Origin of the sequence: Streptomyces sp. CB02414, from assembly GCF_001905385.1 — a bacterium.
In the GTDB taxonomy this organism is placed as follows: Bacteria; Actinomycetota; Actinomycetes; order Streptomycetales; family Streptomycetaceae; genus Streptomyces.
The window spans coordinates 97,959-121,303 of record NZ_LIPF01000001.1 but is presented as its reverse complement, the minus strand read 5'-3'; the positions used below and the strand labels follow the sequence as shown (position 1 = coordinate 121,303).

21 protein-coding genes and 1 pseudogene are annotated in these 23,345 nt (G+C 71.9%); 14 read left to right on the top strand and 8 right to left on the bottom strand.

The features are described 5' to 3' along the window. Nucleotides 1-50: 50 nt before the first annotated feature. The 7 genes from AMK11_RS37250 to AMK11_RS00550 form a co-directional block, all read right to left on the bottom strand. A complete protein-coding gene (locus tag AMK11_RS37250; protein ID WP_073721542.1) occupies nt 51-296 on the bottom strand; it encodes a hypothetical protein in 246 nt (81 codons plus the stop codon). 148 nt (nt 297-444) lie between these two features. Beyond that, nucleotides 445-1,434: a zinc-dependent alcohol dehydrogenase family protein gene (locus AMK11_RS00575; RefSeq protein ID WP_073721541.1), complete on the bottom strand. Its 990-nt coding sequence runs from the start codon at nt 1,432-1,434 to the stop codon at nt 445-447. Further along, entirely contained in the window at nt 1,431-2,318 is an 888-nt protein-coding gene (locus tag AMK11_RS00570) for a carbohydrate ABC transporter permease (RefSeq protein ID WP_073721539.1), read from the bottom strand. Before AMK11_RS00570 ends, AMK11_RS00575 begins: the two co-directional genes overlap by 4 nt. After that, nucleotides 2,315-3,259 (bottom strand): carbohydrate ABC transporter permease, encoded by a 945-nt coding sequence (locus AMK11_RS00565; protein WP_073721537.1) that lies wholly within the window; start codon nt 3,257-3,259, stop codon nt 2,315-2,317. Before AMK11_RS00565 ends, AMK11_RS00570 begins: the two co-directional genes overlap by 4 nt. Continuing rightward, nucleotides 3,256-4,629, bottom strand: a complete 1,374-nt coding sequence (locus AMK11_RS00560) for an ABC transporter substrate-binding protein (RefSeq protein ID WP_073721535.1) — start codon at nt 4,627-4,629, stop codon at nt 3,256-3,258. The genes AMK11_RS00565 and AMK11_RS00560 overlap by 4 nt, the downstream gene beginning before the upstream one ends. Before the next feature lie 93 nt (nt 4,630-4,722). Continuing rightward, the gene (locus tag AMK11_RS00555; protein ID WP_073723812.1) at nt 4,723-5,493 is read right to left on the bottom strand and encodes a DeoR/GlpR family DNA-binding transcription regulator; all 771 of its coding nucleotides are present in this window, start codon (nt 5,491-5,493) and stop codon (nt 4,723-4,725) included. A gap of 272 nt (nt 5,494-5,765) precedes the next feature. After that, nucleotides 5,766-6,575 (bottom strand): NAD-dependent epimerase/dehydratase family protein, encoded by an 810-nt coding sequence (locus AMK11_RS00550; protein WP_073721533.1) that lies wholly within the window; start codon nt 6,573-6,575, stop codon nt 5,766-5,768. Nucleotides 6,576-6,771: 196 nt separating this feature from the next. Between AMK11_RS00550 and AMK11_RS00545 the strand changes: the two genes are divergently transcribed. After that, on the top strand, nt 6,772-7,722 hold the full coding sequence (locus AMK11_RS00545) for a 5-dehydro-4-deoxyglucarate dehydratase (RefSeq protein WP_079187141.1): 951 nt from the start codon (nt 6,772-6,774) through the stop codon (nt 7,720-7,722). Next, nucleotides 7,719-8,888, top strand: coding sequence for a hypothetical protein (locus AMK11_RS00540; protein WP_073721529.1), 1,170 nt, complete (start codon nt 7,719-7,721; stop codon nt 8,886-8,888). Before AMK11_RS00545 ends, AMK11_RS00540 begins: the two co-directional genes overlap by 4 nt. Nucleotides 8,889-8,956: 68 nt before the next feature. Here the strand turns inward: AMK11_RS00540 and AMK11_RS00535 are convergent, their stop codons facing one another. Continuing rightward, on the bottom strand, nt 8,957-10,195 hold the full coding sequence (locus AMK11_RS00535) for an MFS transporter (RefSeq protein ID WP_073721527.1): 1,239 nt from the start codon (nt 10,193-10,195) through the stop codon (nt 8,957-8,959). Nucleotides 10,196-10,335: 140 nt separating this feature from the next. Here AMK11_RS00535 and AMK11_RS00530 point away from each other — a divergent pair, with 140 nt between their 5' ends. From AMK11_RS00530 to AMK11_RS00475, 12 genes and pseudogenes are all read left to right on the top strand, one after another. Continuing rightward, the gene (locus AMK11_RS00530; RefSeq protein WP_073721514.1) at nt 10,336-10,938 is read left to right on the top strand and encodes a TIGR03086 family metal-binding protein; all 603 of its coding nucleotides are present in this window, start codon (nt 10,336-10,338) and stop codon (nt 10,936-10,938) included. A gap of 148 nt (nt 10,939-11,086) precedes the next feature. Continuing rightward, nucleotides 11,087-11,755: a GntR family transcriptional regulator gene (locus AMK11_RS00525; protein WP_073721513.1), complete on the top strand. Its 669-nt coding sequence runs from the start codon at nt 11,087-11,089 to the stop codon at nt 11,753-11,755. Then, nucleotides 11,752-12,660: a dihydrodipicolinate synthase family protein gene (locus tag AMK11_RS00520; protein ID WP_073721512.1), complete on the top strand. Its 909-nt coding sequence runs from the start codon at nt 11,752-11,754 to the stop codon at nt 12,658-12,660. The genes AMK11_RS00525 and AMK11_RS00520 overlap by 4 nt, the downstream gene beginning before the upstream one ends. Continuing rightward, nucleotides 12,657-14,396: an L-arabinonate dehydratase gene (gene araD, locus AMK11_RS00515; protein WP_073721511.1), complete on the top strand. Its 1,740-nt coding sequence runs from the start codon at nt 12,657-12,659 to the stop codon at nt 14,394-14,396. Before AMK11_RS00520 ends, araD begins: the two co-directional genes overlap by 4 nt. A gap of 135 nt (nt 14,397-14,531) precedes the next feature. Beyond that, complete coding sequence (locus AMK11_RS00510) at nt 14,532-15,467, top strand: carbohydrate ABC transporter permease (protein WP_073721510.1); 936 nt, start codon at nt 14,532-14,534, stop codon at nt 15,465-15,467. Continuing rightward, a complete protein-coding gene (locus AMK11_RS00505) occupies nt 15,464-16,363 on the top strand; it encodes a carbohydrate ABC transporter permease (RefSeq protein ID WP_073721509.1) in 900 nt (299 codons plus the stop codon). Before AMK11_RS00510 ends, AMK11_RS00505 begins: the two co-directional genes overlap by 4 nt. Further along, nucleotides 16,360-17,535, top strand: coding sequence for a Gfo/Idh/MocA family protein (locus tag AMK11_RS00500; RefSeq protein WP_073721508.1), 1,176 nt, complete (start codon nt 16,360-16,362; stop codon nt 17,533-17,535). The genes AMK11_RS00505 and AMK11_RS00500 overlap by 4 nt, the downstream gene beginning before the upstream one ends. Then, the gene (locus AMK11_RS00495; RefSeq protein WP_073721507.1) at nt 17,532-18,377 is read left to right on the top strand and encodes a PmoA family protein; all 846 of its coding nucleotides are present in this window, start codon (nt 17,532-17,534) and stop codon (nt 18,375-18,377) included. The genes AMK11_RS00500 and AMK11_RS00495 overlap by 4 nt, the downstream gene beginning before the upstream one ends. Further along, entirely contained in the window at nt 18,374-19,906 is a 1,533-nt protein-coding gene (locus tag AMK11_RS00490) for a glycoside hydrolase family 43 protein (protein WP_198941280.1), read from the top strand. Before AMK11_RS00495 ends, AMK11_RS00490 begins: the two co-directional genes overlap by 4 nt. 38 nt (nt 19,907-19,944) lie before the next feature. Next, nucleotides 19,945-20,988 (top strand): annotated as a pseudogene (locus tag AMK11_RS00485) (pectate lyase family protein); the annotation flags it as partial. A 62-nt stretch (nt 20,989-21,050) separates the two neighbouring features. Further along, nucleotides 21,051-22,415: an ABC transporter substrate-binding protein gene (locus tag AMK11_RS00480; RefSeq protein WP_073721505.1), complete on the top strand. Its 1,365-nt coding sequence runs from the start codon at nt 21,051-21,053 to the stop codon at nt 22,413-22,415. Nucleotides 22,416-22,538: 123 nt separating this feature from the next. After that, nucleotides 22,539-23,339: a rhamnogalacturonan acetylesterase gene (locus AMK11_RS00475; protein WP_073721504.1), complete on the top strand. Its 801-nt coding sequence runs from the start codon at nt 22,539-22,541 to the stop codon at nt 23,337-23,339. Nucleotides 23,340-23,345 lie beyond the last annotated feature (6 nt).

Genomic DNA, 23,345 nt, shown 5'->3' with positions numbered 1-23,345 from the left:
GTGAACGAGCGAGGGCGTTTTACCGTTCCCTTACCCGGGGGCCAATCGGGTCAGCGGCGGGGCCGGGGGTTGTTCCGGGGGTTGTTGCGGGGGTGGTTGCGGGCCGTGCGTTCGTTTCCGTGTTTGTAGTTGCCCGTCCAGCGGGCCATGACCAGCTGGGGGTCGCCTGCTGTGACCTCCTGGAGGAAGCGGGCGGCTCGGGAGCCGTTGAGGGTGGTGGCGGGGTGGTTGTGGTGGGTGATGTGGACGGTGCCGGTCGCGGTTGCGGTGTAGGCGAAGCCGTTCGGTTTGGGCATGCGGGAATCGTAGGAGGGGTGCGGGTGGGGGGCCCAGGGGTTTTCGCCCCCGCCGCCCCTTCCCTTCCCGTCCCTGGGGGCTGCCGCCCCCAGACCCCCGCTTTCGGCCTGGACGGCCTCGTCCTCAAGCGCCGGACGGGCTATACGGTCACGGCACGACCACGATCTTGCGGCCCACCCCCGCCGCGAACTGCTCCAGCGCCTCCGGATAGCGGGCCAGCTCGATGCGGTCGCTGATGAAGACGTCCGGGTCCAGGACACCGTTCGCGAACAGCTCGGCCGCGCGTTCGTAGCTGTGCAGGACCGCCATCGAACCGGTGATGGTGATCTCCTGGTTGTAGATGCGGTACGGGTCGATCTGTACCCGGGTCGCGTAGTCGGCGACGCCGAACTGGAGGAAGGTGCCGGCCTTGGCGACGCGGTCCAGGCCGTCCTGGATGGCCGCGGCGTTGCCGGTGGCGTCGATGACCAGGTCCCAGCCCTGGGGGCGGTCCAGTTCGTCGGGGGTCGCGGCCGAGGCCGAGACGCCCAGGCCGCGGGCGGTCTCCAGGCGGGCCGGGTTGAGGTCCACCACGTCCACGCTCGCGGCGCCGGTGCGCTTGGCCAGCTCCAGCATCATCAGGCCCATCGTGCCGGAGCCGTAGATCAGGACGTGGGCGCCGAGGCGGGACTGGAGGACGTCGTAGCCGCGGACGGCGCAGGACAGGGGTTCGATCAGGGCGGCGTCCTGGGTGCGGACGTGCTCCGGGAGCTTCACGCAGTTCGCGACGGGTGCCACCGCGTACTGTGCCGCGCCGCCCGCCGTGGTGACGCCGATGGCCGCCCAGCGTTCGCAGAGGTTGTTGTGGCCGGTGCGGCAGTAGCGGCATTCGTAGCAGTAGAGGGACGGGTCGACGGCCACCTGGTCGCCGACCGCCACCTCCGTGACCTGGGCTCCGACGCCGACCACCTCGCCGGCGAACTCGTGGCCCGGCACGATCGGGAGCTTGGGCGCGAACTCGCCCTGGAGGATGTGCAGGTCGGTGCCGCACAGGCCGCAGGCGGCGACCTCGACGACGACCTCGCGCGGCCCTGGCGTCGGGTCGGGGACCTCGGTGACGACGGCACGGCCCACGGACTCGATGACGGCGGCCTTCATTTCACGGCTCCCAACGACAGGCCCTGGACCAGTTTGTCCTGGGCGGCGAACCCCGCGGCGAGCACCGGCAGGGAGATGACGAGCGACGCGGCGCACACCTTGGCCAGGAACAGGCCCTGGCTGGTGATGAAGCCGGTCAGGAAGACGGGGGCGGTCTCGGCGACCACGCCCGTCAGCACCCGGGCGAAGAGCAGTTCGTTCCAGCTGAAGATGAAGCAGATCAGGGAGGTCGCGGCGATGCCGGGCAGGGCGATCGGGGCGACCACCCGGGCGAGGATGGTCGGCAGTTTCGCGCCGTCCACCCGGGCCGCCTCGATGATCGCGACCGGGACCTCGGCCAGGAAGGACTGCATCATCCAGACCGCGATCGGCAGGTTCATCGAGGTGTAGAGGATGACCAGCAGCCAGATGTTGTCCAGCATGTCGGTGTTCTTGGCGAACAGGTAGATCGGCAGCAGGCCCGCCACCACCGGCAGCATCTTGGTGGAGAGGAAGAAGAAGAGGACGTCCGTCCACTTCTTCACCGGGCGGATCGAGAGGGCGTACGCCGCGGGCAGGGCCAGGACCAGAACGAGGAGGGTCGAGGCGACCGACGCGACCGCCGAGTTGATCAGCGCGGGCCAGGGGCTCGCGCCGCCGTCCGCGCCGAAGAACTCGCGGTAGCCGTCCAGGGTGAGGGAGGCCGCGAAGGACGGCGGGTTGGTGGCGGCGTCCTCCTCCGAGTGGAAGGAGGTCAGGGCCATCCAGGCGATGGGCAGGAAGAAGACGATGCCGGCCAGCCAGGCGACCAGGCCCAGGCCGGCGCCCGCCTTGCGGCGGGCCCGTACGGGCTTGTCGGTGGTGGCGCCGGTGGCGGCGGGGCGTACGGCGGTGGTGGCGCTCATGCGCGGCCGACCTCCTCGCGGAACAGGGACGACACCACGCGCAGCGCGAAGGTGGCGATGATGATGGAGCCGATGACGACCAGGACGCCCGCGGCCGAGGCGAGGCCGTTCTCGTGGGCCTGGTAGAAGCTCTGGTAGACGGTGTAGGGCAGGTTGGCCGTGCCCAGGCCGCCGGAGGTGATCGTGAAGACCGCGTCGAAGTTCTGGACGATGTAGATGGAGCCGAGCAGGGCGCCGAGTTCCAGGTAGCGGCGCAGGTGGGGCAGGGTGAGGTGGACGAAGATCTGCCAGTCGCTCGCGCCGTCCACCCGGGCGGCCTCGATCTGCTGCTGGTCCCGGCTCTGGAGGCCGGCGAGCAGGATCAGCATCATGAAGGGCGTCCACTGCCACACCAGCGCGGCCTCGACCGCGAGCAGCGGGGTGTTGGATATCCAGTCGGGCTGCGGGCCGCCGACGTAGTGCAGCAGGCCGTTGAGCAGGCCGTACTCCGGGTTGTAGAGGACGTGCTTCCAGAGCAGCGCCGCCGCGACCGGGACGACCAGGAACGGCGCGATCAGCAGGGTGCGCACCACGCCCCGGCCCTTGAACTTCCGGTCCAGGAGCAGGGCGAGGGCCAGGCCCAGGACCAGGCTGGCCAGGACCACCGCCACGGTCAGCAGGATCGTCGTCCACACTGACTTGCGCAGCGCCGGGTCGGACAGCACGTCGCCGTAGTTGCCGAAGCCGGTGAAGGAGCGGGCGTCGGGGTAGAGGGCGTTCCAGTCGAAGAAGGAGATCACCAGGGTCGCCACGAAGGGCAGCTGGGTGACCACGATCATGAAGATGAGGGCGGGGAGAAGCGGGGCCCGGGTGGCCCATGCCTTCAGCCGTGGGGACGGCGGGCGGACGGGGGTGGGTACGCGGTCGGGTGCGGCCGAGGGGGCCGTTGTCGTGGCGCTCATCGTCCCTCGTACTCCTCGGAGATCTGCTCGGCGAGCTGCTGGGACTTCTTCAGGGCCTCCTCGACGGACTGGCGTCCGGCGATGGCCGCGCTGATCTCCTGGGAGACCTTGGTGCCGAGGTCGGTGAACTCGGGGATGCCGACGAACTGGATGCCGGGCGCGGGGCGCGGCTGCACGCCGGGGTCCTTGGGTTTGGCGCCCTCGATGGCCGCCCGGGTCATCTCCTGGAAGGCGGCGGCCTCCTTGACGTAGTCCGGGTTCTCGTACGTCGAGGCGCGCTTGCCGGCCGGGACGTTGGACCAGCCGATCTCGTCGCCGACCAGCTGCTCGTACTCCTTGCTGGACGCCCAGGAGACGAACTGCCAGGCCTTGTCGGGGTTGCGGGAGGCCTTCTGGATGCCCCAGGCCCAGGTGTAGAGCCAGCCGGAGGAGTCGGTCTTCTCCACGGGGGCGGGCGCGTAGCCGATCTTGCCCTTGACGGGGGAGTTCGCCGACTCCAGGGAGCCGGCCGCGGAGGTGGCGTCGTACCACATGGCGACGTTGCCCTGGGTCATGTTGTTCAGGCACTCCGCGAAGCCGGACTGGGCGGCGCCGGACTGGCCGTGCTCGCGGACCAGGTCGACGTAGAACTTCGTCGCCTTCTCCCACTCGGGGGAGTCGAGCCGGGCGTTCCAGTTCTCGTCGAACCAGGTGCCGCCGAAGGTGTTCACGACCGTCGTCAGGGGCGCCATCAGCTCGCCCCAGCCGGGCAGGCCGCGCAGGCAGATCCCCTTCATGTCCGGCTCGGCGCCGTCGAGTTCGGCCGCGAGGTCCGCCACCTGGGTCCAGGTGGGACGCTCGGGCATGGTCAGGCCCTCCTGCTCGAACACGTCCTTGCGGTACATCAGGAAGGACGACTCGCCGTAGAAGGGCTGGCCGTAGAGCTTGCCGTCGTCGCCGGTGAGGGACTCGCGCATCGGCTTCAGGATGTCCTGCTGGTCGTACGCCGGGTCGTCGGCGACGTAGGAGTCCATCTCGTGCAGCCAGTCGTTGCGGGCGTAGATCGGTATCTCGTAATTGGAGAGGGTGGCGACGTCGTACTGGCCGGCCTGGTTGGCGAAGTCCTGGCTGATCTTGTCGCGGACGTCGTTCTCCGGCAGGACGGTGAAGTTCACCTTGATGCCGGTGTCCTTGGTGAAGTGGTCGGCGGTGAGCTTCTGCAACTCGGCCATCTGCGGGTTGTTGACCATCAGGACGTTGATGGAGTTGCCGCCGGATCCGGCGCCGCCCGCCCCGACCCAGCAGCCGGAGAGCAGCGGGGCGAGCAGCGTCCCTGCGGCGGCCATGGCGAGCGTGGCTCGCGGCAGCCTCCGTCGGCTCTGGGTTCGCATGGATCGCTCCTGAACATATGGGGAGGTATGGGGCAGCGGAGGGTGTGGGGTGCCCTCCGGGGGCGTGGGTCGGTGTGTCGGTGGTTCGGTGTGTCAGACGCGGATGACCTGCGGGCCGAGCAGTGAGTAGCGGTGGGCTTCGGCCGTGGGCAGCAGGGTGCTGGTGACGATCGCCTCCAGGGCGCCGACCTCCGCGAACCGGCAGAAGCTGACCGCCCCGAACTTGGTGTGCGTGCCCGCGAAGACGGTGCGGCGGGCGGCCCGGATGGCCTGGGCCTTGACCTCGCTGACCGCCGGGTCGGGGGTGGTGAGGCCGTGCTCGCGGGAGATGCCGTTGGCGCCGATGTACGCCAGGTCGATGACGAAGCCGGCCAGCATCTTCGTCGTCCAGTGGTCGACGGTGGCCAGCGTGCCCGAGCGGACCCGGCCGCCGAGCAGCAGGACGGAGGTGTCCGAGGACTCGGCGAGCGCGCCGGCGACCGGCAGGGAGGCGGTGACGACGGTGAGCGGGCGGTCCCGGGGCAGGGCCTCGGCGATGAGCTGGGGGGTGAAGCCCTCGTCGACGAAGACCGTCTCGGCGTCGCCGAGCAGTTCGGCCGCAGCGGCGGCGACCCGGCGCTTCTCGGGCACGTGGCTGGTGGCGCGGAAGGCGAGCGTGGTCTCGAACCCGGCGCTCTCCACGGGATAGGCGCCGCCGTGGGTGCGGCGGACCAGGCCGTGGTCCTCCAGGGCGCGCAGGTCCCGGCGGACGGTCTCCTTGGCGACGCCCAGGTCGGCGGCGAGCGCGGTGACGTCGACGGAGCCGGTGGCTCGGGCGATCCGCACGATCTCCCGCTGGCGTTCCTCCGCCGTCCTCGTGCCCATGCCGAACACCCGCCTCACCGCCTCGTCGCCGTGACCTTGCCCGTTCGGGCCCGTGGGACCCATGGGGGAAGTTGTACAGCGGCCGTGCGGCACTGACCAGGTCTGTCGCGGAGCCGATGCTGCCCGTTTGTGCCCGTTCCGGTCGCCGGGTGCCCGTCCCGGACCTGGCAGTCGGCGGCGGGGAGGGTGGGAACGGGCAGTGCGGACGCCCGCATGCCGGGGCGGGCGGGCCCGTTCGGTGCCCGCCCGCCCCGTTGGCCGACCGGTTCCGGTCAGTACGGCCAGATCGGGGGGTCGGTCACGAAGTGACCGCCCAGGCAGGCGTGTGCCGGATCGTCCGGGTCGAGTTCGCCCTGTTCGGCGATCAGCTTCGCGGCGTACGGCTCGGAGTCGTCCTGCGGTGCGTAGCCGAGCGCCCGCGCGGAGGTGAGGTCCCACCACAGGCGGGTGTTGGCGGAGGAGCCGTGGACGACGGTGTGCCCGACGTTCCGGGCGGTCAGGGCGGCGTCGAAGAGCCGGGCGCCGTCGGCGGGGCTCATCCACACCGAGAGCATGCGCACACTGGTCGGCTCGGGGAAGCAGGAGCCGATGCGGACGGAGACCGTCTCCAGGCCGTGCTTGTCCCAGTAGAGCTGGGCGAGGTCCTCGCCGAAGCACTTGGAGAGGCCGTAGAAGGTGTCGGGGCGGCGCGGGGTGTCGACCGGGATGAGCGGGTCGCCTCCCCGGGGGCGCGGGGTGTAGCCGACGGCGTGGTTGGAGGAGGCGAAGACGATGCGGGCGACGCCCTCCTCGCGGGCGGCCTCGTAAAGGTTGTACGTGCCCTCGATGTTGGCCTTCAGGATCTTGTCGAAGGGGGCTTCCAGGGAGATGCCCGCGAGGTGGATGATCGCGTCGACGCCCCGGACCGCCTCGCGCACCGCCGCCCGGTCGGCGAGGTCGGCGACGATCGCGTCCGGCTCGCCCTCGACCGGGTGCAGGTCGAGCAGGCGCAACGCGTAGCCGTGGGCGGGCAGCAGCTCCCGCATCAGGGTGCCGAGGCCGCCGGCGGCGCCGGTGAGCAGGACGGTGCGGGGAGCGGGCATCCTTCGGGACTCCTGAGTTTCCTGAAGCGGCGACAGTTGTACGGATCCGTGCCTGGTGTTCATATGCGTGGACACGGTAAGGAGCGGGTGGTCGGGCGTCAAGAGGGCGCCTGCTTGACGGTGTTCACGGAGCCGCTTAGCGTGGTCGCGTTCAGAAATGTAGACGCATATCATACATATGGAATGGGGAGCGCCCGTGACCTCAGCCCCTCTCGCCGCCCGGCTCACCGTCCCCAGCGGGCCGCTGTTCTTTCCCGTCACGGCCTACGGCCCCGACGGCGGAGTGGACCTCGACGTCTACCGCGCGCACGTGCGCCGCGGGGTGGACGCCGGTGCCGCCGCCGTCTTCGCCTGCTGCGGCACCGGCGAGTTCCACGCGCTGACGCCCGAGGAGTTCGAGGCGTGCGTACGGGCGGCCGTCGAGGAGACCGCGGGACGCGTCCCCGTCCTCGCCGGAGCGGGCTACGGCACCGCCCTCGCCGTGCGCTACGCCCGCCTCGCCGAGGAGGCCGGGGCCGACGGCCTGCTCGCCATGCCGCCCTACCTGGTCGTCGCCGGGCAGGAAGGGCTGCTGCGGCACTACCGCGAGCTGGCCGCCGCGACCGCCCTGCCGGTCGTCGTCTACCAGCGCGACAACGCCGTGCTCACCCCGGAAACGGTGGTCGGGCTGGCCCGCACGGACGGGATCGTCGGCCTCAAGGACGGCCTCGGCGACCTCGACCTCATGCAGCGGACCGTCAGCGCCGTGCGCACCGAGGCCCCGGACGACGACTTCCTCTACTTCAACGGGCTGCCGACCGCCGAGCAGACCCAGCTCGCCTACCGCGCCCTCGGCGTCACCCTCTACTCGTCCGCCGTCTTCTGCTTCGCCCCCGAGATCGCCCTCGCCTTCCACCGGGCGCTGCGCGAGGACGACGACGCCACCGTGCACCGTCTGCTGGACGGCTTCTACCGGCCGTTCGTCGAACTGCGGGCCAAGGGCCGCGGGTACGCCGTCGCCCTGGTCAAGGCGGGTGTACGGCTGCGCGGCCTGGACGTGGGGGAGGTGCGGACGCCGTTGCAGGAGCCGGCCGAGGAGCACGTGAAGCAGCTCGCCCTGCTGATCGAGCGGGGCCAGGCGCTGCTGGACGCGGAGGGCGACCAGTGAGGGCGTCGGCGTTCGTCTACCCCTGGGACGTCAACGGGGACCCGGCGGCGGCGGAGCGCGTCGCGGACCTCGGCGTGGAGCAGGTGACGCTCGCCGCCGCCTACCACTCCACCCGCGCCCTGACCCCCCGCCACCCGCGCCACCGCGTCGTCACCGCCGAGCACGCCGCCGTCCTCTACCCGCCGGACACCGCCCGCTGGGAGGGCCGCGAGCCGCACCCGTACGAGGCCGGCGACTGGGCGCCCGGCGACGCGTACGGCGAGGCCGCCGCCGCGCTCGCGGACGCGGGCCTGGAGGTGCACACCTGGGTCGTCCTCGCCCACAACTCCCGCCTCGGCGCGGAGCACCCGCACACCTCCGTCGTCAACGCCTACGGCGACCGCTACCCGTGGGCGCCGTGCATCGCGCAGCCCGCCACCCGCGCATACCTCACCGACCTGGCCGCCGAGGCGGCGACGCGTCCCGGGGCACGCGGCACCGAGCTGGAGTCCCTCGGCTGGTACGGCCTCGCCCACCTGCACGCCCACGACAAGACCGGCGGGGTCGGTCTCGGGGACGCCGGGCAGTACCTCATGTCCCTGTGCTTCTGCCCGCACTGCCGGGAGGGCTACGGCACGCGGGGCCTCGACGCCGACGCACTGGCCGCCGCCGTGCGCGCCGCGCTGGAGCCGGTGTGGCGGGGGAGCGCACCGTCGGACGGGGGCTGGGCGGGCGTGGAGAAACTGCTCGGCGAGGGGGACGCGAACGCCACGCGCGCCTGGCGGGACGAGCGGGCCCGCACCCTCCAGGAGGCGGCGGTCGCGGCCGTGCGCGCCGCCGCTCCCGACGGCTTCCGGGTCCTGCTGCACGCCGACCCGGTGTCGTACCACTGCGGCGCCAACGCCGGTGTCGACCCCGCGCACATCCTCTCCGTCGCCGACGGCGTGGTCGTGCCCTGCACGGGCGGCGCGGGCCTGCTGACGCCGTTCGCCGAGCAGGGCCGCGACGGGGCCGTCCTCGCGGCCAACCTCACCGTGGTCTCCGGGATGGGCGGGCGCCCGGACACGCTCGCCGCGGACGCGGCACGGGCGGGGGAACTGGGCGCGACGGAGCTGCGGCTGTACCACGCGGGGCTGGCGTCGGACGGGGATCTGGCGGCGGTGCGGGAGGGGCTGCGGGTGGGGTGAGTGGGGGGCGGGCTCGTGTTCCGGGTGCGGGTCGGTGGGGGCTGGTCGCGCAGTTCCCCGCGCCCCTTTCAGGGGCGCAGTTCCCCGCGTTCCTTCCAGGGGCGCCGCAGTGCCGCCGCCGTCGCTGCCAGGAGCACGCCCAGGGCCGGCATCAGCAGACGCAGGTCGACCGTCTCGACCAGCACGGCGCCCACGGCCAGCCCGAACACGTTCGGGGCGAAGACCAACGAGTTGGCCGTCGCGGTCACCCTGCCCAGCAGCGCGCCCGGCGTCTCGTGCTGGACGGCGGTCAGGGACGCGATCAGCACCGCGGGCAGTCCCGCGCCGATCGCCGCGCCGGACGCCAGGGCCACGGCGTCGTACGGTGCCGCCCGCGCCGTCACCGCCACCGCCAGCAGGGCGATCCCGGCCGCCGCGAACCGTCGTCCGCCCAGCCGTCGCAGGGCCGGCCCCGCCAGCAGCCCGACCACCACCGACCCGGCGCCCTGGACGGCGTACAGCGCGCCCGCGTACGCGGGGGAGTGCCCGAGGGCGTCGACGACGGCGTAGGCCGTGGCGCCGTTCACGCCCGCGCACAGCATCGTGACGCCGCCCGCCAGGACGAGCGGGCGCAGCCGGGGGTGCCCCCACAGGTACCGGGCGCCCTCGGCAGTCTGCCGCCGCCAGTTCGCCGTGGGCCGTTCCGGCTTCGCCTCCCGTACGCGCAAGGCCGCGTACACCCCCGTGGCCAGCACGAACGTCGCCGCGTCCAGCAAGGCCACACTCGCGCCGCCGTACGCCGCGTACAGGCCCGCCCCGGCCGCGGGAGCAACGAGCTTCATGCCCTCGTTCGCGGTCGTGCGCAGCCCGTTGAAGTCGCCGAGCAGACGGGTGTCGACGGCGGAGGCGACGAGCGCCGACTCGGCCGCGTCGTGCACGACGCCCGCCGCGCCGTACACGAGCAGCACGGCGAACAGCAGCCACAGGGTGTCCGGCGAGTCGACCGCGAAGAGGGTGAGCAGGAGGGCGGCCATCAGCAGGCTGGTGCCGATCAGCAGGGGCCTTCGGCGAGTGCGGTCGGCGAGCGTGCCCAGCGCCGGGCCCACCAGCGTGGGCGCCCACATCGCGAGCATGGACAGCGCCGCGAGTCCGTCCGAGCCGGTGAGGTCCTTCACCCAGACGCCGGCCGCCAGCCACAGCGCCGAGGTGCCGAAACCGGACACCACCACCCCGGCGAGATACAGGCCCGCGTTGCGGTCGCGCAGGACGCGGGGCACGGGCCATGCCCCGCGCGTCGTCTTCGTCGTGTGTGTCTTCCTTGCCGTCATGCCTGGTCATCGTCGGTCTGAGGGGCGGCCGGCGGCATCGGGCAGATGCCGTAGGCGCGGGCGTGGCCGCCGATGAGTTTCGCGACCGTGATCGGTCTACCTCCTGACAGAGCCGACCGCCCGTTCCCGAGGAGCAGCCGATGACCGCCGACCCCGCCACCCCCGACCTCGGACCGCAGACGCGGGTCCTGGCACGCCTCGCCGAGGGCGTGAGCGACGCGCGGCTCGCCGACCCGACCCCCTGCCCGGACCTGGCCGTCCGCAACCTGCTCGGCCACCTCACCGGCCTGGCCGTCGCCTTCCGCGACGCCGCGCGCAAGGAGCTGGGCCCCACCACCGACACCAGCCCCGAGGCGGCCGTGCCCGACATCGGCCCCGGCTGGCGCGAGGAGCTGCCGAAGGTGCTCGGCGAACTCGCCGAGGCCTGGCGCGACCCGGCCGCCTGGACCGGCATGACCCGGGCCGGTGGCGTCGATCTGCCCGGTGAGGTGGCCGGCGCGGTCGTCGCCGACGAGCTCGTGATCCACGGCTGGGACCTGGCTCGCGCCACCGGCCAGGAGTACGACCCCGACCCGGCCGCCCTCCAGGCGGCGTACGGCCTCCTCGCCGCCTCCGCCGAGGAGTCCGACCGGGACGCCGGCATGTTCGGCCCCGTCGTCCCCGTGCCCGCCGACGCGCCGCTGCTCGACCGGGCGGTGGGCCTGAGTGGACGCGACCCGCGCTGGACGCCGCCCGCCCGGTAGCGGCACCGGAACCTCCCGGTAACGGCACCAGAACCTCAACTTCCTTTGTCAGAAGCATTGACGCCGTCCCGCGCCCCTCTTACCTTCAACGCGTCGTACTCCGTACGTCATATATGAGACGCGATACGCGATATCCCGAGAGGCGCGCATGACCTCTGTGCCCACGCCGATCCCCTCCCGCACGCAGTACGTGCTGGAGGAGATCAAACGCCGCATCCTCACCGGCCGGCTCACCCCCGGCCAGGCCCTGGTCGAGACCGACCTCGCCGCACAGTTCGGGGTGTCCAAGACACCGGTGCGCGAGGCGCTCAAGACGCTGGCCGGTACCGGACTGGTGGTGATGAACCAGTACAAGGGCGTCACGGTGCGCATGGTGGACGCGGACATGGCGCGCGAGGTCTACGACGTGCGGCTGCTCCTGGAGCCCGAGGCGCTCAAGCGCGCCGTGCGCCGCGGAGCCTCCCTGGACGCCGCGAGCGACGCGCTGACCCGGGCCGACCGGGCCACGGACACCGCCGAACGGTCGCTGGCCAACCGGGAGTTCCACCGCGCCCTGTACGTGCCGTGCGGCAACCCGCTGCTCGGCCGGATGCTCGACGAGGTCCGCGACCAGGCGGCCCTCGTCTCCGCCGTCGCCTGGGCCGCCGACCCCTCCTGGGAACGGGAGGCCGGCGAGCACCAGGAGATCCTGCGCCTCGCCCTCGCCGGTGACGCGGACGGCGCGGCACGCGCCCTGCACGCGCACATCGCGTCCTTCGTCGAGCGGGCCTTCCCCGAAGCGGGAGACCAGGCCCAGGAAGAGGACGGTCAGGCATGACAGCGACGTTCGAGACCCAGCGGGCGGCCCTGGCCGACGTGGTGGCGATCCCGGTGACCCCGTTCGCCGAGGACGGCTCCGTCGACCCCGCCACCTACCGGGCCCTGCTGCGTCGTCTTCTCGACGGTGGCATCACGACCCTCACCCCCAACGGCAACACCGGCGAGTTCTACGCCCTCTCCCCGGCCGAGCGCAGCCTCGTCACCGAGCTGACGGTCGAGGAGGCCGGCGACCGCGCCGCGATCCTCGTCGGAGTCGGCCACGACGTGCCGACCGCCGTCGCCTCCGCCCGGCACGCACGCGAACTCGGCGCCTCCATGGTCATGGTCCACCAGCCGGTCCACCCCTACGTCTCCCAGGGCGGCTGGGTCGACTACCACCGCGCCATCGCCGAGGCCGTGCCCGAGCTGGGCGTCGTGCCCTACCTGCGCAACCCGCAGCTGCCCGGCGCCCGCCTCGCCCAGCTCGCCGACGCCTGCCCCAACGTCATCGGCGTCAAGTACGCCGTCCCGGACGCCGCCCGCTTCGCCGCCTTCGCCCGCGACGCCGGCCTCGACCGCTTCGTGTGGGTCGCCGGGCTGGCCGAGCCGTACGCGCCCTCATACTTCTCCGCGGGCGCCACCGGCTTCACCTCGGGGCTGGTCAACGTCGCCCCGGCCGTCTCGCTGAACATGATCGAAGCGCTTCGAGCCGGCGACTACCCGGCCGCCATGAAGGTCTGGGAGCAGATCCGCCGCTTCGAGGAGCTGCGCGCCGCCAACGGCTCCGCCAACAACGTCACCGTGGTCAAGGAGGCCCTGGCCTCGCTGGACCTGTGCCGCCGGGAGGTCCGCCCGCCGAGCAAGCCGCTGCCCGAGGACGAGCGCGCCGAGGTCGCCGCCATCGCCGCGGGGTGGTCGATATGACAGCCCCGGCCGGCCGGAAGTCGCCCGAGCAGCTCCGCAGCCACCAGTGGTACGGCACCGACGGCCTGCGCTCCTTCAGTCACCGCGCCCGCACCCGCCAGCTCGGCTACCTGCCCGAGGAGCACCTCGGCAAGCCCGTCATCGCCATCCTCAACACCTGGTCCGACATCAACCCCTGCCACGTCCACCTGCGCGACCGCGCCCAGGCGGTCAAGCGGGGCGTCTGGCAGGCGGGCGGCTTCCCCCTCGAATTCCCGGTCTCCACGCTCAGCGAGACCTTCCAGAAGCCGACCCCGATGCTCTACCGCAACCTCCTCGCCATGGAGACCGAGGAGCTGCTGCGCTCCTACCCGGTCGACGGCGCGGTGCTGATGGGCGGCTGCGACAAGTCCACCCCCGCGCTGCTCATGGGCGCAGCCAGCGTCGACCTGCCCGCCGTCTTCGTGCCCGCCGGGCCCATGCTCCCCGGCCACTGGCGCGGCGAGACCCTCGGCTCCGGCACCGACATGTGGAAGTACTGGGACGACAAGCGGGCCGGCCTCATCGGCGACTGCGAGATGCAGGAGCTGGAGAGCGGCCTGGCCCGCTCGCCCGGCCACTGCATGACGATGGGCACCGCCTCCACGCTGACCGCCGCCGCCGAGGCCCTCGGTGTCACCGTCCCGGGCGCCTCCAGCATCCCGGCCGTCGACTCCGGCCACGACCGGATGGCCGCCGCCGCCGGACTGCGCATCGTCGAACTGGTCCACCGGGACCGGAAGCTGAGCGACATCCTCACCGCCGACGCCTTCGAGGACGCCGTCACCACCGTGCTCGGCCTCGGCGGCTCCACCAACGCCGTGATCCACCTGATCGCCATGGCGGGCCGCGCCGGCGTCACCCTCACCCTCGACGACTTCGACCGCGTCGCCCGCACCGTCCCGGTCCTGGCCAACGTCCGCCCCGGCGGCCAGACGTACCTGATGGAGGACTTCCACTTCGCCGGCGGCCTGCCCGGCTTCCTCTCCCGCATCCCCGACCTGCTCCACCTGGACCGGCCCACCGTCTCGCACGACACGATGCGCGAGCAGATCGCGGGCGCCCGGGTGCACCACGACGACGTCATCCGTCCCCGCGACAACCCGGTGGCGGCCGAGGGCGGGGTCGCCGTCCTGCGCGGCAACCTCTGCCCCGACGGCGCCGTCATCAAGCACGTCGCCGCCGAGCCCCACCTGCTCAAGCACACCGGCCCCGCGGTCGTCTTCGACGACTACAAGACGATGCAGCGCACCATCAACGACCCGTCCCTCGGCATCACCGCCGACAGCGTCCTGGTCCTGCGCAACGCCGGCCCCAAGGGCGGACCGGGCATGCCCGAGTACGGCATGCTGCCCATCCCCGACCACCTGCTCAAGCAGGGCGTGCGCGACATGGTCCGGATCTCCGACGCCCGCATGAGCGGCACGAGTTACGGCGCGTGCGTGCTGCACGTGGCCCCCGAGTCGTACGTCGGCGGACCGCTCGCCCTCGTCCGCACCGGCGACCCGATCACCCTCGACGTCGAGGGCCGCTCCCTCCGGCTCGACGTGGACGACGAGGAGCTGGAGCGCCGCAGGGCCGCCTGGACGCCGCCGCCCGCCCGCTACGAACGAGGCTACGGCGCCCTCTACAACGAACAGATCACCCAGGCCGACACCGGCTGCGACTTCGAGTTCCTGGCCCGCCCGGGCAAGGTGCAGGACCCGTACGCCGGCTGAACCCCGTACGACACGAACACCCCCGCACACCTCTGCACGGCGAGAAAGCGCTTCCTGCGCGAACCGCTTCCCGCACGACCCGAGAACGAGCGACCGCACGACCCACGCACTGACGTACCAGAACGGAGAACTGTCATGGCCCAAGCCGCAGCCGTGGCGAAGCCGCCCGCGCCACCCCGGCGGCGCCGTGCCTCCGCCACACCGCGCAGGCTCCCGTACCTGCTGATCGCACCGGCCGCCCTGCTGATGCTGGGCTTCATCGCCTACCCGGTCATCAGCGTCTTCTACTACAGCCTGCAGGAGTACAACCCCACCAAGCCGTGGCGGAACGGCTTCGCGGGCTTCGACAACTTCGTCAAGATCTTCACCGACGACCCGATCTTCTGGGACACCCTCGTCTTCAGCGCCAAGTGGGTCTTCGTCGAGGTCGGACTCCAACTGCTCTTCGGTCTGGCACTGGCGCTCATCGTCAACCAGACCTTCGTCGGCCGGGGCATCGGGCGCGCCCTGGTCTTCTCCCCCTGGGCCGTCTCCGGCGTGCTGACCTCCGCGATCTGGGTGCTGCTCTACAACTCCCAGACCGGCATCACCCGTTACCTCGCCGACCTGGGCATCGGCGACTACGGCACCAGCTGGCTGTCGGACACCTCCACCGTGTTCTCCGCCGCCGTCGTCGCCGACCTGTGGCGCGGCGTGCCCTTCTTCGCGATCCTCATCCTCGCCGACCTCCAGTCCGTCTCGAAGGACCTGTACGAGGCCGCCGAGGTCGACGGGGCCAGCCGGATCAAGCAGTTCTGGCACATCACGCTGCCGCACCTGAAGGACGCCATCATCCTGTCCACGCTGCTGCGCGCGGTGTGGGAGTTCAACAACGTGGATCTGCTCTACACCCTGACCGGCGGCGGTCCCGCGGGAGTCACCACGACCCTGCCCCTCTACATCGCCAACACCAGCGTCGACGCCCACGACTTCGGCTACGCGTCGGCCCTCACCACGGTCGCGTTCGTAATCCTGCTCTTCTGCTCGATCGTCTATCTGCGGCTGAGCAAGTTCGGAGGCGAGAACAAGTGATCACCAAGGAGGCCACCGCGCCCGCCCCCGCGCCCGCGCGGGCCGACCACGAACCGCCCCGGCCGGCGAAGAAGCGCCGCCCGGCCTGGGACGAGGTCCCCCGCTGGCAGATCTACCTGCCGCTCGGCGTCTACCTCGTCTTCACCCTGGTCCCGTTCTACTGGATCCTGCTCTTCGCGCTCCGCCCGGCCGGCTCGACCTCGCTCGTGCCCTGGCCGATGACCTTCGACCACTTCGAGAAGGTCTGGAACGACCGGTCCTTCGGCACCTTCTTCGAGAACAGCGTGTACGTCGGACTCGCGACGCTGGTGATGACCACGCTCGTCGCCCTGGCCGGCGGCTACGCCCTCGCCCGGTTCGACTTCAAGGTCAAGCGGGTCTTCATGCTGGCCCTGCTCTGCTCCCAGTTCGTACCCGGCGCGCTGCTGCTGGTCCCGCTGTTCGAGATCTTCGCCGAACTCCAGCTGATCAACTCACTCGGCAGCGTCATCATCGCCGAGACGGTCTTCCAGCTGCCGCTGTCGATCATCCTGATCAGCAACTTCATCAAGAACGTGCCGTACTCCCTGGAGGAGGCCGCCTGGGTCGACGGCTGCGGGCGGATGCGGGCCTTCCTGGTCGTCGTCCTGCCGCTGCTGCGGCCGGGCCTGATCGCCGTCGGCTCCTTCGCCTTCGTGCACTCCTGGAACCACTTCCTGTTCGCCCTGATGTTCCTCAACAACCAGGACAAGCAGACCATCCCGGTCGGCCTCAACACCCTGATGAGCGCGGACAGCGTCGACCTCGGCGCGCTCGCCGCCGGCGGCATCATCGCGGCCGTGCCCGTCGTCCTGGTCTTCGCCTTCATCCAGAAGTGGCTGATCACCGGCTTCAGCGCGGGGGCGGTGAAGGGATGAGCCCGGCCCCCGGAACGAGCCCGGTCCCCGTCGTCCTCGCCGGCGCCCGCGGGCACGGCCGCTGGCACGTCGCCAACATCCGCCGCCTGGAACGGGCGGGACTGGTCCGGCTGGCCGGCGTCTGCGAACTGACCCCGCTGACCGAGGAAGAGGCCGGCGGGCAGGTGCCCGAGCAGTCCGCCGACCTCGGTGCCCTGCTCGACTCCACCGGCGCCCGGATCGCCGTGATCTGCACGCCGATCCCGACCCACACCGACCTCGCGCTGACCGCCGCCCGCCGTGGCGTCCACCTGCTGCTGGAGAAGCCCCCGGCGCCGTCGTACGCCGACTTCCGCCGCATGGCCGACGGGGTCGCCGAGGCCGGCGTGGCCTGCCAGGTCGGGTTCCAGTCGCTGGGCTCGCACGCCCTGCCGGCGATCCGCGCGCTGATCGCCGAGGGCGCGATCGGGGAGGTCGTCGGCATCGGCGGGGCCGGCGCGTGGGTGCGCGACGAGGCGTACTTCCGCCGGGTGCCCTGGGCGGGCCGGCGGCGGCTGGACGGCGCCGACGTCATCGACGGCGTGCTGACCAACCCGCTCGCGCACGCCGTCGCCACCGCCCTCGCCCTCGGTGGCAGCACCCGTGCCGAGGACGTCACCGGCATCGAGACCGAGCTGAGCCACGCCAACGACATCGAGGCCGACGACACCTCCTGCGTACGGATCGGCACCACACGCGGCCACCGCGTCACCGTCGCCGCGACCCTGTGCGCGGAGCGGGCGGACGATCCGTACGTCCTGGTGCACGGCAGCAGCGGCCGCGTCACCTTCTGGTACAAGCAGGACCGCGTCCTGCTCCAGCGCGGCGGCCACGGCCCCGAGGAGTACGAGCACGGCCGCACCGACCTGCTGGAGAACCTGGTCGCCCATCTCACCGACGGCACGCCCCTGCTGGTGCCGCCCGAGGAGACCGGCGCCTTCATGCGGGTCGTCGAGGCGATCCGCCGGGCCCCCGACCCCGACCGGCTGCCCGACGCGGCCTGGCGCCGCGTCCCCGGCGAGGCCCGCCGCGTGGTCCCCGGCATCGACGGGCTGGTGGCCGCCGCGGCCGACACCCTCTCCCTCTACTCCGAACTGGGCGCCCCCTGGGCTCCGCGCACCGAGCACCCGCTGAGCGAGGTGAGCACCCGATGACCGGCCACGACTCCCTGATCCTGCGCGTGGCGGGCCGCCCCGTCGGCCGCTACGTCACCCGCCCCGAACTGCCCGCCCGGCTCTCCCCACGCCCCTGCCTGCACCCCGTCACCACCCTGGCCGGCACGGCCGTGACCGAGTTCAGCCCCGCCGACCACCTCCATCACCTCGGCGTCGGTGTCGCCGTTCCCGACGTCGAGGGGCACAACTTCTGGGGCGGGCGCACCTACGTACGCGACCAGGGACCGACCGAGCTGGACAACCACGGCGCCCAGCGGCACACCGCCTTCCAGCTCCGCGACCCCGACGGCTTCGTCGAGGAACTGCGCTGGGTCGCCGCCGGCACCGAGCTGCTGCGCGAGCGCCGCACCGTCGCCGCCACCGGACTCACCGCCACCGCCTGGGCGCTGGACTTCACCTTCTCCCTCACCAACGTCACCCCGGCCCCCCTCACCATCGGCAGCCCCGCCACCAACGGGCGCCCCGGCGCGGCCTACGGCGGCTTCTTCTGGCGCGCCCGCAAGGAGGCCACCGCGCCCCGGGTCTTCACCGCCGGCCGCGAGGGCGAGCCCGAGGTCCACGGCAGCCGCGCCGACTGGCTCGCCCTGACCGGCGACACCTGGTCGCTGGTCTTCGCCGGGGCCACCGAGCGGACCCGACGCGACCCGTGGTTCGTGCGCACCGAGGAGTACCCGGGCGTCGGCTCGTCCCTCGCGTACGACGAACGGCCGGCGATCGCCCCCGGCGACACCCTCGTGCGCCGGATCGTCACGGTCGTCGCCGACGGCCGCCTCGGCCCCGACGACGCCGAGACCCTCGTACGGAAGGCGGTGAGCCCGTGAGCCCCGAGCACCTGCGTGCCGAGCCCCCGGACACGTACACCAACCCCGTCCTGAACGCCGACTGGTCCGACCCGGACGTCGTCCGCGTCGGCGACGACTTCTACCTCACCGCCTCCAGCTTCGGCCGCGTCCCCGGCCTGCCCCTCCTGCACTCCCGCGACCTGGTCAACTGGACGCTGGTCGGGCACGCGCTGCCCCGCCTGGAACCGGCGGAGGCCTTCGCGACGCCGCGCCACGACTGCGGCGTCTGGGCCCCGTCCCTGCGCCACCACGCCGACCGCTTCTGGATCTTCTGGGGCGACCCCGACCACGGGATCTTCCAGGTCAACGCCCCCGAGATCCGCGGCCCGTGGACCGCGCCGCACCTGGTGAAGGCGGGCAAGGGTCTGATCGACGCCTGCCCGCTCTGGGACGAGGAGAGCGGGGAGGCCTACCTCGTGCACGCCTGGGCCCGCTCCCGCTCGGGTATCAAGAACCGCCTCACCGGCCACCGCATGCACCCCGACGGCACCAGCCTCCTCGATGAGGGCAAGGTGATCGTCGACGCCGACCGCATCCCCGGCTGGTTCACCCTGGAGGGCCCCAAGCTCTACCGGCACGACGGCTGGTTCTGGATCCTGGCGCCCGCCGGGGGAGTGGAGACCGGCTGGCAGGGCGCCTTCCGCTCCCGCGACTTCTTCGGACCGTACGAGGAGAGGGTCGTCCTGGAGCAGAAGGACACCGACGTCAACGGCCCCCACCAGGGCGGCTGGGTGCGCACGCCATCCGGCGAGGACTGGTTCCTGCACTTCCAGCAGCGCGGCGCGTACGGCAGGGTGGTCCACCTCCAGCCGATGAGGTGGGGGACGGACGGCTGGCCGGTCCTGGGCGACGACGGCGCCCCGGTCGCCGAGCACGCGCGTCCCGCCCTGCCCCCGCAGCCGCCGGCCGCGCCCGCGACCGACGACGACTTCCCTGGCGGACGGTTCGGCCGCCAGTGGTCCTGGACGGCCAACCCCCGCGACGGCTGGGCCACCCAGCACTCCGGGGACGGGCTGCGCCTGGCCTGCGTCCGCTCGGCCGACGCGCACGACCTGCGCAGGCTGCCGAACGTGCTCACCCAGCGGCTGCCCGGCGTCCCCTCGGCCGTCGAGGTCGACCTGCGCCTGGACGCCGAGGAGCCGGGCGCGCGGGCCGGGCTGGCGGTGCTCGGCGACGCCTACCGCTGGATCGGGCTCCAGCGGGGAGCGGACGGGACCGTGCACCTGGTGCACCGGTTCGCCGAGACGGTGGCCGAGACCGAGCGGGACGCGGACCACCCGCGGGTCGCACCCGGGGGACGCGTACGGCTGCGGATCGAGACCGCGCCCGGCGCCCGCTGCCGGTTCTCCTACGACCTCGGCGACGGCCCCCACCCCACCGGCCAGGTCTTCGCCGCCACCCCCTGGCGCTGGGTCGGCGCCCTGCTCGGCCTGTTCGCGCTCGCGCCCGCCGGCGAGGGACACGCCGGCGCCGCCACGTTCACCCGGTTCCGGAACGGACCCCGGTAACCACCGACCTCATCCGTACGCCTGTTGGGAGAGCCGCAATGACGCACCTCCGTAGCAAGCGCTTGCCGGGGACCGGCAGGGCGTTGGCCGCCGTACTCGGCCTGGTGGCCGCCCTGGCCCTGGGGGCGGCCGGGGAGGCCGGGGCCGTCCCGGCCGAGCGTACGGCAGCACCCCGCCACTCCGACCGGCCGCACGGTTTCGCCTCTCTCGCCGGCGGCACCACCGGCGGCGCGGGAGGTGAGCTCGTCACCGTCACCGACCAGGCCGCGCTGGCGAAGTACGCGGCGGCCGAGGAGCCGTACGTCATCCGGGTGGCGGGTTCGATCGAGGTCGCGCCCTTCGGTTCGGACATCGTGGTCGCCTCCGACAAGACGATCGTCGGCGTCGGCGACACCGGCGAGATCGTCCACGGCGAACTCCACCTGAATCCGGGCACGCACAACGTCATCATCCGCAATCTGACCATCCGCGACAGCTACGTCGAGGGCGACTGGGACGGCAAGACCAACGACTTCGACGCGATCCAGATGGACTCCGTCCACCACGTCTGGATCGACCACAACCGCCTCACGCGCATGGGCGACGGACTGCTCGACATCCGCAAGGACAGCGAGTACATCACCGTCTCCTACAACCGGTTCGAGAACCACAACAAGGCGCTCGGCATCGGCTGGACGGACAACGTCCGCACCCAGATCACCATCGACCACAACTGGTTCACCGGCACCAAGCAGCGCAACCCGTCCGCCGACAACTGCGCCTACGCGCACCTCTACAACAACTACCTCTCCGCCCAGGTGTCCGACGGCGACCCGCGGTGGACGTACGGGAACTGGGCGCGCGGCGCGACCCGGATGGTCATCGAGAACAGCTACTACGACGGCGTCCAGCACCCGTACCAGGCGGACGCCACCGCGGAACTGGTGCAGCGCGGATCGATCCTGAAGAACACGACCGGCCGGCACGACGCGTGGGGCGACGCCTTCGAACCGGGCGACTTCTACACGTACCGGCTGGACCCGGCGGCCGCCGTCCCGGCCCTGGTCAAGCGCTTCTCCGGGCCGCAGAAGCACCTCGGCACCCACGCACACACCCACTGACCCCCCCCACGTGTCCAGCACGTCCGAAAGAAGAGAGCCGACCAATGAAGATCAGCAATCGCAGCAGCAGAGGCACGCGCGCGGGCCGGACCTCCGCCGCCGTGGCCCTGGGGGCCGTACTCGCGCTGACCGCCACCGCCTGCGGTGACGACGGCAGCGGGGCGGGCGGCGACAAGGGCGCCGAGGGCAGCGGCACGGGGACGATCACCTTCTGGGACAACAACGGCGGTATCCGTACGGCCGTCTGGAAGGAGATCATCGCCGACTTCGAGAAGGCGAACCCGGACATCGACGTCGAGTACGTCGGGATCGCCGCCACCGAGTACCAGTCGAAGGTCGACACCGCCATCCAGGGCGGCGGCCTGCCGGACGTCGGCGGTGTCGGCGCGGCGATGCTCGCCGGCTTCTCCGCCCAGGGCGCCCTCGAACCGCTGGACGACCGGCTCGCCAAGTCCTCCCTGAGCGGCAAGCTCAACAAGGACATGGTCGAGTCCCTGAAGGCGGCCGGCGGTGGCGACGGCACGCTGTTCTCGGTGCCGACCTCCGCCAACAACGGCGTCCTCTACTACCGCACCGACCTGTTCGACAAGGCCGGGCTGGACGGGCCGACGACGTGGGACAAGTTCTACGACGCCGCCGAGAAGCTGACCGACGAGGACAAGAACGAGTTCGGTTACACCATCCGCGGCGGGTCGGGATCGATCGCCCAGGCGCTCGACGCGATGTACGGGCAGTCCGGCATCACCTCGTTCTGGACCGAGGACAAGAAGACGACGACCGTCAACGACCCGAAGAACGTCGAGGCGCTGGAGAAGTACGCGGCCCTCTACAAGAAGGTCACGCCGGCCGCCGACGTCAACAACGACTTCGCCAAGATGACGGCCCAGTGGGACACCGGCACGATCGGCATGCTCAACCACAACCTGGGCTCCTACCAGGACCACGTGAAGGCGCTCGGCGTCGAGAAGTTCCGCGGCATCCCGCAGCCGGTCGGCGCCTCCGGCAAGCGGGTCCAGGTCTCCAACCCGGTCGACGGCCTCGGCATCTTCAAGAGCTCCAAGAACAAGGAGGCCGCCTGGAAGTTCATCGAGTTCGCCACGTCGCACGAGCAGAACTCGCGGTTCAACGAGTCGGCAGGGCAGGTGCCGTCGAACACGGAGGCCGCGAAGGACGCGTGGATCCAGAAGGCGGAGCCGACGAAGCTGGCGGCGGAGGCGCTGAACGACGGGTCTACGACCATTGTTCAGCTGCCGTACTACCTGCCGGACTGGAACACGCTGTCCAAGTCGGAGAGTGAGCCGGGGTTCCAGAAGGTGCTGCTGGGTGAGATGAGTGCGAAGGACTTTCTGGACGACCTGGCCGAGAAGCTGAATGAGGCACAGGCCGAGTGGACCGAGCAGATGGGTTAGTTGTTCTCCGGGTTTCGCCGTGGGGCGGCCCGTGGTTTGCGGGCTGCGGGCCGCCCGTGGCTGGTCGCGCAGTTCCCCGCGCCCCTGGGGGACTGTCCATCTCTCTCTTGAAAGGCACCCGACGTGTCACTCAGCCGAAGACAAGTCACCGCAGCCGCCGTCTCCGCCGTTCCTCTGGCGGTCGCCGCCGCCGGTACCGCACGTGCTGGCGGGCGCCACCCCCGCACGCTCTACATCGCCGGTGATTCCACCGCCGCGCAGAAGTACGCCGATGCCGCGCCCGAGACCGGGTGGGGGATGGCGTTGCCCTTCTTCCTTCGCAAGGGGCTTCGGGTCGCCAACCATGCCGTGAACGGGCGGAGTTCCAAGAGCTTCGTCGACGAGGGGCGGCTGGAGGTCGTGCTCGGCGCGATCCGGCCCGGGGACTTCCTCCTGATCCAGTTCGCGCACAACGACGAGAAGGCGGAGGACCCCGCCCGCTACACCGAGCCCTGGACGACGTACCAGGATCATCTGCGGCTGTACGTCGACGGGGCGCGGGCCCGTGGGGCGCGGCCGGTGCTGGCCACGCCAGTCGAGCGGCGGCGGTTCGACGCGGCGGGCGACGCGCGGCCGAGTCACGGCGAGTACCCGGCGGCGATGCGGGCGCTCGCCCGGGAGGAGGGCGTGGCGCTGCTCGACGTCCAGGCGCTGTCGCTCGCGCTGTGGCAGCGGCTCGGTGCGGAGGGGACCAAGGCGTACTTCAACTGGACCGCCACCGAGCAGGACAACACCCACTTCAACCCGCCCGGCGCGATCGCGGTCGCCCGGCTCGTCGCGCGGGAGCTGCTGCGCACGCGGGTGCTGGCGCACCGGGACGTGCGCCGGCTGGACGAGGAGATTCCCGAGTCCTGGATCGACTGGCCGGCGTCGGCCACCGAGTAGTACCCC

Coding starts and splice junctions, on each gene's coding strand:
- AMK11_RS37250 (WP_073721542.1), bottom strand. CDS start 296: ATGCCCAAACCGAACGGCTTCGCCTACACCGCAACCGCGACCGGCACC.
- AMK11_RS00575 (WP_073721541.1), bottom strand. CDS start 1,434: ATGAAGGCCGCCGTCATCGAGTCCGTGGGCCGTGCCGTCGTCACCGAG.
- AMK11_RS00570 (WP_073721539.1), bottom strand. CDS start 2,318: ATGAGCGCCACCACCGCCGTACGCCCCGCCGCCACCGGCGCCACCACC.
- AMK11_RS00565 (WP_073721537.1), bottom strand. CDS start 3,259: ATGAGCGCCACGACAACGGCCCCCTCGGCCGCACCCGACCGCGTACCC.
- AMK11_RS00560 (WP_073721535.1), bottom strand. CDS start 4,629: ATGCGAACCCAGAGCCGACGGAGGCTGCCGCGAGCCACGCTCGCCATG.
- AMK11_RS00555 (WP_073723812.1), bottom strand. CDS start 5,493: ATGGGCACGAGGACGGCGGAGGAACGCCAGCGGGAGATCGTGCGGATC.
- AMK11_RS00550 (WP_073721533.1), bottom strand. CDS start 6,575: ATGCCCGCTCCCCGCACCGTCCTGCTCACCGGCGCCGCCGGCGGCCTC.
- AMK11_RS00535 (WP_073721527.1), bottom strand. CDS start 10,195: ATGACGGCAAGGAAGACACACACGACGAAGACGACGCGCGGGGCATGG.
- AMK11_RS00530 (WP_073721514.1), top strand. CDS start 10,336: ATGACCGCCGACCCCGCCACCCCCGACCTCGGACCGCAGACGCGGGTC.
- AMK11_RS00525 (WP_073721513.1), top strand. CDS start 11,087: ATGACCTCTGTGCCCACGCCGATCCCCTCCCGCACGCAGTACGTGCTG.
- AMK11_RS00520 (WP_073721512.1), top strand. CDS start 11,752: ATGACAGCGACGTTCGAGACCCAGCGGGCGGCCCTGGCCGACGTGGTG.
- araD (WP_073721511.1), top strand. CDS start 12,657: ATGACAGCCCCGGCCGGCCGGAAGTCGCCCGAGCAGCTCCGCAGCCAC.
- AMK11_RS00510 (WP_073721510.1), top strand. CDS start 14,532: ATGGCCCAAGCCGCAGCCGTGGCGAAGCCGCCCGCGCCACCCCGGCGG.
- AMK11_RS00500 (WP_073721508.1), top strand. CDS start 16,360: ATGAGCCCGGCCCCCGGAACGAGCCCGGTCCCCGTCGTCCTCGCCGGC.
- AMK11_RS00495 (WP_073721507.1), top strand. CDS start 17,532: ATGACCGGCCACGACTCCCTGATCCTGCGCGTGGCGGGCCGCCCCGTC.
- AMK11_RS00480 (WP_073721505.1), top strand. CDS start 21,051: ATGAAGATCAGCAATCGCAGCAGCAGAGGCACGCGCGCGGGCCGGACC.